The sequence below is a fragment of the Corynebacterium sp. MSK122 genome, assembly GCF_030229435.2.
GTDB classification, from domain to species: Bacteria; Actinomycetota; Actinomycetes; order Mycobacteriales; family Mycobacteriaceae; genus Corynebacterium; species Corynebacterium marquesiae.
Genome location: NZ_JASPHV020000013.1, coordinates 66,218 through 75,932 on the forward strand (window position 1 = coordinate 66,218; position 9,715 = coordinate 75,932).

Here is a 9,715-nt window from a genome sequence, read left to right on the forward strand (position 1 = left end):
CGGAAAGGATCACCATGCCCAGCATTGCCGTTAATGGACCACAGCCCTATGAAGTTCGCATTGGCACCGATCTCAACCGAGGCATCGCGCAGCGCTGTGCACAGATTGGTGCAGTCCAGGCGGGCATTATCTGCCAGCCGCCGCTGCGTGCCGCGGCCGAGCGCTTAGCAGAACTCGTTGCCTCTGAAGGGGTCGAGCCTACGCTTATCGACGTCCCCGATGCCGAGGCCGCCAAGCAGCTCAACGTCATCGGCGGCGTGTGGGATCAGCTGGGGGAGAAGGGCTTTAATCGCCGTGACGTCATCATCGGCCTCGGCGGTGGCGCTACCACCGATTTGGCTGGGTTCGCCGCGGCCGGGTGGATGCGCGGCATCAAGGTCATTCAGGTGCCCACCACGCTATTGGCCATGGTTGACGCGGCCGTCGGCGGCAAAACCGGCATCAATACCGCAGCCGGCAAGAACCTCGTTGGCGCCTTTCATGAGCCAGATTCTGTGTTTGTGGATCTCGAGCGCCTCGAAACCCTGCCCGCGGCGGAAATTGTCGCTGGTTCAGCAGAAATCATTAAAACCGGATTCATCCATGACCCGGTGATCCTTGAGCGCTATGACAGTGACCCCGGCGCATGCGTGGACCCGCAGGGCCATCTTCCAGAATTGATTGAGCGCTCCATTGCGGTGAAGGCTGCGGTGGTGGGCGAGGATCTCAAAGAATCGGGCCTGCGTGAAACGCTGAACTACGGCCATACCTTTGGCCATGCTGTGGAGCGCCATGAACATTATGAATGGCGCCATGGCCACGCGGTGGCGGTGGGCATGATGTTTATCGCCCACCTAGCGCATGCGCGCGGCCTCATTGACGCGGAACTGGTGGAAAAGCACCGCCGGATCCTGCACAGCATTGGGCTGCCGACTACGTATAGGCCAGGGCAGTTCGCGGACCTGTATGAGGCAATGACCCACGATAAGAAGAACCGCGACGGACATATCCGGTTTGTAGCCTTGACCGGGGTGGGCGAGACCACCCGTCTCGAAGGCCCCAGTACGGAAGAGCTAGAAGCGGCCTACGCCGCGATTTCGGAGTAGAAATGAAGATTATTGTCCTCAACGGCCCGAACTTGAACCGCTTGGGAAAGCGACAACCGGATGTCTACGGCTCCACCACCTTGGCGGATGTAGAGCAAATGATCTCCTCTCGCGCCGCCGCGCACGGTGCAGAAGTAGAGTGCTTCCAGTCCAACCATGAGGGTGAGCTCATTGAGAAGGTGCATGCCGCCGCGGATGCGGGACACCCCGTAATAATTAATCCCGGCGGATTTACCCATACCTCAGTGGCCCTGCGGGATGCTCTGGCAGAGGTAGCCGATGGCGCCGGGTTCGTAGAGGTGCATATTTCTAATGTGCATGCGCGCGAGCCCTTCCGCCATCACTCCTATCTCAGCCCTATTGCCCGCGGCGTGATCGCCGGGTTGGGTGTCTTCGGCTACGTGGCGGCAGTGGACTACCTCTGCCAATAGGCCCCACGAACGGGCTGGACGGCAGCCGGCTAGAAAGAAATCCGCCCAACTGCGGGGGTAGGGTCGATATACTGGGTGGATACTTTCTACACCGCAGTCGACCCAGAAGGATGAAATCATGGCTTTGGCAGATACCCGTTTTAGTGACCGGCGCCGCAAACTTGCCGCGGAACTAGCCGGCCAGCGCATCGATGCCGTTCTGGTTACCCACCTCACGCACGTGCGCTACCTTTCGGGATTCTCCGGCTCGAATGGCGGGCTACTTTTGCGCAAGGACCTTACCGCGCAGGTTGCTACCGACGGCCGGTATACCACGCAGATTGCCCGCGAAGTTCCTGATCTGGAGGCTATCCAAGGCCGCGCGGTAGGAAAGGTACTCCTGCAGCAGTTTGCCGATGTCGAGGGGCCAGTTCGAGTCGGTTTTGAAGCCGATTACCTCTCGGTCTCTGAGCTGAAGGACCTGGAAGAGTCCGCCCCAGAGTCGGTTACCTTGGTTCCCATCGCCGGTGTCATTGAAAAAATTCGCTTGGTCAAGGATTCGCTCGAGCTAGAAAAGCTGGAAGAGATCGCCGCGCTGGCTAATCAGGCGCTGGAGGAACTACTCGCCGCTGGTGAGTTGCGTGCCGGCCGCACCGAGCGCCAGGTGGCCGCCGATTTGGAGTACCGGATGCGCATTCTCGGCTCGGAGCGGGTGAGCTTCGATACCATCGTGGCTTCTGGCCCGAATTCGGCGATGCCGCACCATGGTGCTGATGACCGGGTCATCGAGGACGGCGACCTAGTGACCATCGATTTCGGTGCGCACCTGCGCGGGTTCAACTCCGATTGCACCCGCACCTACGTCGTGGGCACGGCGAATGATTTTGCCAAGGAAATCTATGATGTGGTGCTCCGCGCCCAAAAGGCGGGCGTGGCAGCCTCGGTACCGGGCGCTAAGCTTGCCGACGTCGACGCCGCCTGCCGCGATGTCATCTCCGCCGCGGGCTACGGCGACTACTTTGTGCACTCGACGGGCCACGGCGTGGGCCTAGACGTCCACGAGGCCCCGTTCGCGGCACAGACCGGTAAGGGCGAACTCGCCGCCGGCATGACCCTGACCATCGAGCCAGGCATCTATGTGCCAGGCAAGGGCGGCGTGCGCATCGAAGATACGCTCATCATTACCGATGGCGCACCGAAGATCATTACCGCCGCGACGAAGGAATTTACTGAACTGCCCGCCTAGTGAGCCAGCACCTTGGAGCTAAGCAGCTGGGCGACGTTGCGGTTGCCCAGGTGCGTGAGGTGATTAAAGAGGTTGTGCGGTACGGAGTACTCCCACTTGCCGGAAATCCAGCGGGAGCTGTCCGGCGCGCACATGCCGTGATCAATGGAGTCGGCACGTAGGTTGTAGTACTGCACGCCGTTTGCGCGTGCTGCCTTGTACATGGCGCTATTGACTTGGTCCTCACCGGTGCGAACCAGGCCCGCGTAGTCCATGTTGAACCCGGCTTCAGAGGAACCCGGTGCGGAGGTACGCAGCGGGCATACCGCGCCATTGCGGGCGGAGATAGCGGGATAACCTACAACGGTGATGCGGGCATTCGGGGCGGCGTGGCGAATCCGCTGGATCGAATGCTTCATTCCGTCGTAGTAGGGGTTGGAAGAAGAAAGCGATGGGCGGACGATTTCCTGGAAATCATTGGCGCCGAACTGAATTAAAACATTTTTGGTGGCACCGTTGAGATCACTATTGGCAATGGCTCCGTTGATCTGCTCATCGAAGTCCTTGCGGTGCGAGTGGCCGGCGGCCTTCGCCGCAGAGCATGCGTAGTTGGCTACGTGCTGACCTGAAACGCGCCCCAATTCGCGGCCAACATTACTCTGACCCTGCGGGCAACCCTGTGGGGACGGCGCGCCAGGAGCGTCTTCGATGCCGTGGGTGGCAGAAGAGAGCGTAGTGCTTGCCGAAGGGGACAGGCTCGAGGTAGTACCAATTTGGCCATAGGTTGGGTTGGCAAAGACAGAATCGCCGAGCATCACAGTCTGGGCGTCTGCCGCCATGGCCTGCGGGGCGGAGAGTGCTGCTACGGCTGTGCCAGTAGCGGTAGCCGCGGCGTAAAGCTTCTTGAGAGACATCGCAAAAATCCTTGGTAGATATGTGAAAAATTAATAAAGCAAAATCTTATCGTACGGCGAGTTATTGCTGGATAAAAACCATTGATTGTCCGCGCGTCTATCCGCTTTGGGCAGGCGAAAGGCCCCGAAAGTCACTCCGCAGAATACTGTGGGGCAGAAACGGGGGACCGGTAATACCCCAAGGGGCAGTTGTCCGGTAGGCTTAAACATTGTTTTCAACCTTTAGTCCACAATTTTCGGGAGTTTAACCGCAATGGCTGATACTACTGATTTCAAGAACGGCCTCGTTCTGAAGATCGACAACAAACTGATGCAGATCGTTGAGTTCCAGCACGTGAAGCCGGGCAAGGGCCCAGCCTTCGTGCGTACCAAGCTCAAGGATGTTGTCTCCGGTAAGACCGTGGACAAGACGTGGAATGCTGGCGTAAAGGTAGAGACCGCTACCGTGGACCGCCGCGATATGACCTACCTGTACAACGATGGCACCAGCTACGTTGTTATGGATGAAAAGACCTTCGAGCAGTTCGAGCTCCCGCCGGAGAAGTTCGGCGATGCCGCTCGCTTCCTGCTGGAGAACATGCGCGTTCAGGTTTCCTTCTACGAGGATGAGGCACTCTTTGCAGAACTGCCTATCTCCGTAGACCTCAAGGTAGAGCACACCGAACCTGGCCTGCAGGGTGACCGTTCTTCCGGCGGTACCAAGCCCGCCACCCTGGAAACCGGTGCTGAAATCCAGGTTCCGCTGTTCATCGAGATCGGCAATGTTCTCAAGATTGATACCCGTACCGGCGAGTACCTCTCCCGCGTTAACAACTAGGGCATCTGACTGTGTCTGATAACACCCCTAAGCGCGATATCAACTACAAGCGGCACACCGCGCGGTACCGTGCACGTCGTCGTGCCGCCGATATCCTCTACGAAGCAGAAAACAGGGACGTTGACCCCGTTGCCATCGTGGAGGATCGCATCGCCTTGGCACGTGAGGATCGCAATGCGGTAGCGCCTGTGGCCGAATACACGCAGGTGATTGTCAAGGGCGTCGCTGAAGAGCTGGATGCCATCGATGACACCATCTCTCGCTTCCTTGCGGAGGACTGGGAGCTGCACCGTATTCCCGCAGTAGACCGTGCTATCCTGCGCGTTTCGGTTTGGGAGCTACTCTTCAATCCCGATATTCCTACCGCCACCGCTGTAGTAGAAGGCGTAGAAATCGCCTCTCAGTACTCCAATGAGCAGGCAGCACCTTATATCCACGCGGTATTGGACGATGTGGCGCAGTCCCGCTCCGCCGAAAGCCCGATGTCTGCAGAGCACCAGGGCCTAGAGGAAGAGGAACACGATGCTGCTGCGGCTAAGGACACGACGGATGCCGTTCCACCAGCCGAACCGGCAGAGACTGCGAGCAACGCAACCGCGTCTGATGAGGATCCTGAATCTGCAGAAGACTCGGCCGAGTAGCACCGTCGAGTAGTACTCGCGCCCTTTTATCGTGAGCCAATTTTCCGCCTGCGGTCGGCTTGGTAGAAACACCAGGCTGGCGGCGGGCGGTATTTTTGTACCATGGGAGGCATGGGCAAATTCAAGATTCATGATGCGCTGGGCCTGAGAGCAGGGAAGAATTTCCGCCTCGCTGATGTAGACCCTGCCGCTACGCCAGGTTTTAGTGGCTCTAAGGCCGACCTTGCTGCTCGCTTTGCACGTTACGACGAAGAGCTTTATGAGCTCCAAGAGCGTCTTTTTGCTAATGGCCGCGCGCATGAAGGTAGCGCGCCGTCTTTACTGGTGGTTTTGCAAGGGATGGATACCTCCGGCAAGGGCGGCGCCATCCGTAATGTCTTTTCGGTCTTTGACCCGCAAGGCACCAAAACTGTGGGCTTTGGCAAACCGACGGACGAGGAATTGGCGCACGACTTTTTGTGGCGCATTCGCAAACATGACCCCCTGCCGGGCCAGATTGTGGCGTTCGACCGCTCCCATTATGAAGATGTGCTCATCCAGCGGGTACATAAATGGGTAGACGAAGACGAAGTGGATCGCCGTTTTGCAGCCATACGGGACTATGAGCAGGAACTTGCCGGCCGCAACGTTAAGATTTTAAAGATATTTCTGCATATCTCTCCGCAGTTCCAAAAAGAAAACCTCCTGGAGCGCACCGAACGCGAGGACAAATATTGGAAATACGATCCATCCGATGTTGAGGAGCGCGGATATTGGGACGAGTACATGGCTGCTTATGAAGATGCCATTCGCCGAACAGATGAAATCTGGGCACCGTGGTATGTCCTCCCCACGGACAATAAGAAATACGCCCGCATGGCGTTGAAATTCCTCATCGTGGACGCGTTGCGCCACCTAGAGCTTTCTTGGCCTGCACCGGATTTTGATCCTGAGCAAGAACGCCAGCGCATTCTCGACGCCGAGTGAATGTCCACAAGAAAAGCTCCCTTTCGCCGCCCAATCCCGCATGAGGAATGGAAGGCTAAGGGAGCTTGCTTCTTAGGCGACGTTAGTTAACTCGTGGCATCTCCAGCACCGGAGTTATTGCCTTCCGCGCCGGCCTTGCCAGCAGTTTCGGAGCCAAGCTTGGCCATTTCTTCCGCAGCAGAGACCATGGCGTCCTGTCCACGGATTACGCCGTCTACTGCAGATTTCAAGGCTGCCTGCAGCTGCTCATCGGTCATGCCGGCAGCGGCAGGGATATCGCGCTCGGTGCGCACCACGAGCATGTCATCGTGCTCCGAGATAACTGCGCGGGCGCCGAAGGCGACGGAGTTGATCTGGTTAGCCGCGAGAAAGAGGCCGGCGTCGGCCTTGGAATAGGCGGCGTCGGTAGGCACATCGCAACGGACAATAACCACAGAATCAAGGACCGCGAACATAGTGGGCAGGCCATTGAGGTTAGCGGTAGCTGCCTCAATATCGCTGTCCATCTTGGTCAATTCGATATCGAAGCTGCGCATGGCCTCGACAACGCGGTCAAGGGTAATCTCCGGCAGGTTGTTTTCGGTAGAGGCATTAGTCATGGTTGTGCTCCTCCCAAGTCACGAGCTGTGGGTAGTGTTCTTCCACGAAGGCGAAGGACTGCAGCATAGAATCCAGCGTGGACATCACGAAGACGCCGATCTGGTTGCGGGACAAACCGTGGGCAATGTTGATCTCGCGTACGCCGGAAACAGCGAGGTTATTCTCGGCAGACTCGAAGAAGCGCAGGGTCGGCGCGAAGTGCTGCTGGTTCCACTGGTTGAGCACCATCAGCAGGCTTGGGCCTTCAGAAGACGGCACATTGCCGCGCCAAACGGAATCCGCCACGAGCACATCATCACGCACCTGCATGGCGATGGCGACGTTGGAGAAACCAGTGCGCAGAATCTGCACGGTCTCTTCCTCGCTTACTGGCTGCTCTTCAAGGCGGTATTCCAGGTTCTCGGATTCAAAGATCTCGCCGATGCGCTCGAGAGTTACGGGCTCTACCGGCGTATCGGGATACAGGGTTGGTTCTTCAGACACTTAAGTAGTCTCAATCCATGTACTAATCGGGGATAAAGGTCAACCTTTACTAGTTTACCTAACTGAACTGATGCTTTCCGCCTGTCCAGGAATGTCGCGGGTCTTGTCCGTCACTCGGCTCACAACTCGACGTGGCCGACGGCCGATTGAGCTGGGCGGCAGTTTCCCATTCCGCAAGTCCAGTGGTGCACATACGTGTTAGTGGACTGCCCAGCTGAGGACGGGCAGCGGAAAAACGCATTAGCAATCATTAGGTTTGAGCATCTGAGCGAGACAAACCACAGTGGAGCCCACTCCCGCTGCTACCTCGGAGTCCATGAGTCTCTCCGATTTCTCTCAGCTCGCCCCGGCGTGATCATTTCCTGCCGTGACGAGCACTGGCTGGTCAGCAACGTCGCGCTTACCGCTGATGGTTTCCGAATTCGTGCGCGTGGTGTGAGTGATTACGTGCGTGATACAACGGCCACTTTCTTCACCGCACTTGATGACATTGCGGTTTTCGACCCGGCCAATGTCGCGGTGACCCCGGGTGAGTCTTCGCTTTTTCGGCATATTCGCTTGTGGTTGGAGTCGACGCTGCGCCGCACGCCGGTGCCGCTGTACCAAAAGCAGCTGGAGGTGGCCACGCAGAGGCTGGCGGACCCGCTGGATTATCAGCTGTCTGCGGTGAAGTTGGCGATTTCAGATGAGCGCCTGTAGAGACAGGAAGAGGATGCCGGCGCCCATGGCTGTCCCAAACAGCGCGAGCACCCAACTCCAGGCGGGGCCTTCGGACTTGGTGGCTACACTGCTTATCGACGCCGACCCGGAAGCACTATCGCCGGTGCCATTTGCGTGGGGCTTGGAAATAGTCATCGATTCTACTTTCTAAAACTCCACCTCGTTGCGGAAATCGAGCGGGTCATACAGTGGCCGCAGTCCCGGCCGCGACCGAGCTCGTCCGAGCCAATCGCTAATATTTCTATGACTGCGGCTATCAATTTCTTAGTGATGCTTAGTGGTACAGTTTGGCGACAAGCTCCTCATGGTGCCTCTTAGCTTCATCACCTCACAGGATATCGTCGAAAAGCAGCTCTCTACGGTTGCTCGGTGTAAGCCGCTCATGCGCGCGCTCGGTACACGCCCCATCGCCCGGCGGAGCTGGCCAACGCCCCGTCCCTCCACCACTGCGACGACTCTAACGGTGGCGGGCATCGCGGCCCGCTAGCGAGCCGGGGGTATAACTTGGGGCCGGATGGTGCCTCTGCGCGAATTTTAGGGTTCGGGGCGTGGGGTGTAGGTACGGCGTGCAGCGCACGGGGGAGTAAGGCGTTTCTGCTACTGAGAATCGAAGTCCTCAACGATGAGGCTTGCTGCATGCTCGCGGAGGTAGTCGCGCATGTAAGGCAAAGCGAAGTCGACTTCGCCGTGGCCGGTGGTGGTGATCATTTCGGCGTCGAGAAGCCGGCGGCGGTAGTTGCCCACATAAGAATCTGTTTTATTGAAGCGAGCCTTGATATCCGATATTTTGGTGGGGCCATCATTTTGGGCCATGTAAACCAAGAAGCTTCGGTCGACGTTCGAGAGGTCCGATAGTGCCGGCTCGTGGACAAGCTGGCCGAGCTTGCGCTGCGCAGTTGCGACTGCTCGCTGAGCAGAGTCAATGGAAATTTCGGAGCCGTCATCCGAAATGCGTTCTTTTTCCCTAAATGAGCATTGGCCAACGAGTTGAATCATGAATGGGTAACCATGACATGCCTCGACTGCGGTTTTAAGAGCGTCCTGTGACCATGAGGTTGCGGCGCTGTGGAGAGGCTCTTCCAATGCTTCACGAACATCCGAATCGGAGACTCTACCTAGCTCAATGCGGTTTGCGCGGCGAAGGAAAGTGACTGGATTGGCATCGCCGTGGCTGTTTAGCTTCCCGGAAAGCAGCGGCCTGATTGAAGATGGGATGCCCGCCATGACTACGGAAATGTCTTCACCCTCACGGATGAGGTGCTGTATTGTGGCCCCGAACTCTATGAGCTCTTGGCTGCGTTGGTGGTGCATCTCATCCAGAGTTACGAGCACTCCGCCGGGCTCCTGGCGGGCTTTCCGGTCCAGTTCGCGTTTATAAGCCAGCAGATCCTTAAGCGCATTGCGTAGCGAGTATGTTGATTCCGCGATAGCGCGGGTATCCCAATTAAGTCCGCCGCCAATGCCGAGGATGGAGACGTTGAGCCCCTTGAGTTGCTTCCTGTCCTGGGACAGGCGTTGGATAATGCTGCTGCGGAAGCGCTCAACAAAACCGGTTGTTGCAGTATCGCTGAGCGTGAGCCAGCCGCGCGCGAGTGCTTCATCTTCGAAAGCGTTGAGCAGGACGGTTTTCCCGATGCCGCGGGGGCCAATGATGAGAGAGATTCTCTCATGGGCGCCGGGTCCCTCATCGAGTGCAAAACCGAAATCATCAATGGCATCGCTGCGACCAACCAGCAACGGGGGAGTGGCGCCAAGGGTGGCTGTAAAGGGATTGGTGTGCTTCGGTTTCATGCTCTCACTATAAGCCACAAGGCTTTTGACTGTCTCTTATACACATCTACGAGCCCACGAGAC

The 9,715-nt window shown here is 57.8% G+C and carries 12 protein-coding genes; 8 read left to right on the top strand and 4 right to left on the bottom strand.

What is annotated here, in order from left to right; translation table 11 throughout:
* Positions 1-14: 14 nt before the first annotated feature.
* The 3 genes from aroB (at position 15) to QP934_RS07250 (ending at position 2,741) form a co-directional block, all read left to right on the top strand.
* On the top strand, positions 15-1,085 hold the full coding sequence (aroB, locus tag QP934_RS07240) for a 3-dehydroquinate synthase (RefSeq protein WP_419127185.1): 1,071 nt from the start codon (positions 15-17) through the stop codon (positions 1,083-1,085).
* Positions 1,086-1,087: 2 nt separating this feature from the next.
* Positions 1,088-1,516, top strand: coding sequence for a type II 3-dehydroquinate dehydratase (gene aroQ, locus QP934_RS07245; RefSeq protein ID WP_239235256.1), 429 nt, complete (start codon positions 1,088-1,090; stop codon positions 1,514-1,516).
* Positions 1,517-1,634: 118 nt separating this feature from the next.
* Complete coding sequence (locus QP934_RS07250; RefSeq protein ID WP_419127186.1) at positions 1,635-2,741, top strand: M24 family metallopeptidase; 1,107 nt, start codon at positions 1,635-1,637, stop codon at positions 2,739-2,741.
* Here the strand turns inward: QP934_RS07250 and QP934_RS07255 are convergent.
* Positions 2,738-3,634, bottom strand: coding sequence for a GDSL-type esterase/lipase family protein (locus QP934_RS07255; RefSeq protein WP_419127187.1), 897 nt, complete (start codon positions 3,632-3,634; stop codon positions 2,738-2,740). The genes QP934_RS07250 and QP934_RS07255 overlap by 4 nt on opposite strands.
* Before the next feature lie 253 nt (positions 3,635-3,887).
* Here QP934_RS07255 and efp point away from each other — a divergent pair, with 253 nt between their 5' ends.
* From efp to QP934_RS07270, 3 genes are all read left to right on the top strand, one after another.
* Entirely contained in the window at positions 3,888-4,451 is a 564-nt protein-coding gene (gene efp / locus QP934_RS07260) for an elongation factor P (protein ID WP_023021466.1), read from the top strand.
* Positions 4,452-4,462: 11 nt separating this feature from the next.
* Positions 4,463-5,092 (top strand): transcription antitermination factor NusB, encoded by a 630-nt coding sequence (gene nusB / locus QP934_RS07265; protein ID WP_419127188.1) that lies wholly within the window; start codon positions 4,463-4,465, stop codon positions 5,090-5,092.
* Positions 5,093-5,203: 111 nt separating this feature from the next.
* On the top strand, positions 5,204-6,058 hold the full coding sequence (locus QP934_RS07270) for a PPK2 family polyphosphate kinase (RefSeq protein WP_340418948.1): 855 nt from the start codon (positions 5,204-5,206) through the stop codon (positions 6,056-6,058).
* A gap of 86 nt (positions 6,059-6,144) precedes the next feature.
* Here QP934_RS07270 and QP934_RS07275 read toward each other — a convergent pair whose 3' ends face one another.
* Together QP934_RS07275 and QP934_RS07280 are read right to left on the bottom strand one after the other, a co-directional pair.
* A complete protein-coding gene (locus QP934_RS07275) occupies positions 6,145-6,657 on the bottom strand; it encodes a YbjN domain-containing protein (RefSeq protein ID WP_049378232.1) in 513 nt (170 codons plus the stop codon).
* Positions 6,650-7,141: a YbjN domain-containing protein gene (locus tag QP934_RS07280; RefSeq protein WP_419127189.1), complete on the bottom strand. Its 492-nt coding sequence runs from the start codon at positions 7,139-7,141 to the stop codon at positions 6,650-6,652. Before QP934_RS07280 ends, QP934_RS07275 begins: the two co-directional genes overlap by 8 nt.
* 447 nt (positions 7,142-7,588) lie before the next feature.
* Between QP934_RS07280 and QP934_RS07285 the strand changes: the two genes are divergently transcribed.
* A complete protein-coding gene (locus QP934_RS07285; RefSeq protein ID WP_340418950.1) occupies positions 7,589-7,840 on the top strand; it encodes a hypothetical protein in 252 nt (83 codons plus the stop codon).
* A 25-nt stretch (positions 7,841-7,865) separates the two neighbouring features.
* The gene (locus QP934_RS07290) at positions 7,866-8,012 is read left to right on the top strand and encodes a hypothetical protein (RefSeq protein WP_340418951.1); all 147 of its coding nucleotides are present in this window, start codon (positions 7,866-7,868) and stop codon (positions 8,010-8,012) included.
* 446 nt (positions 8,013-8,458) lie between these two features.
* Here the strand turns inward: QP934_RS07290 and QP934_RS07295 are convergent, their stop codons facing one another.
* Positions 8,459-9,652, bottom strand: coding sequence for an ATP-binding protein (locus QP934_RS07295; protein WP_284791003.1), 1,194 nt, complete (start codon positions 9,650-9,652; stop codon positions 8,459-8,461).
* Positions 9,653-9,715 lie beyond the last annotated feature (63 nt).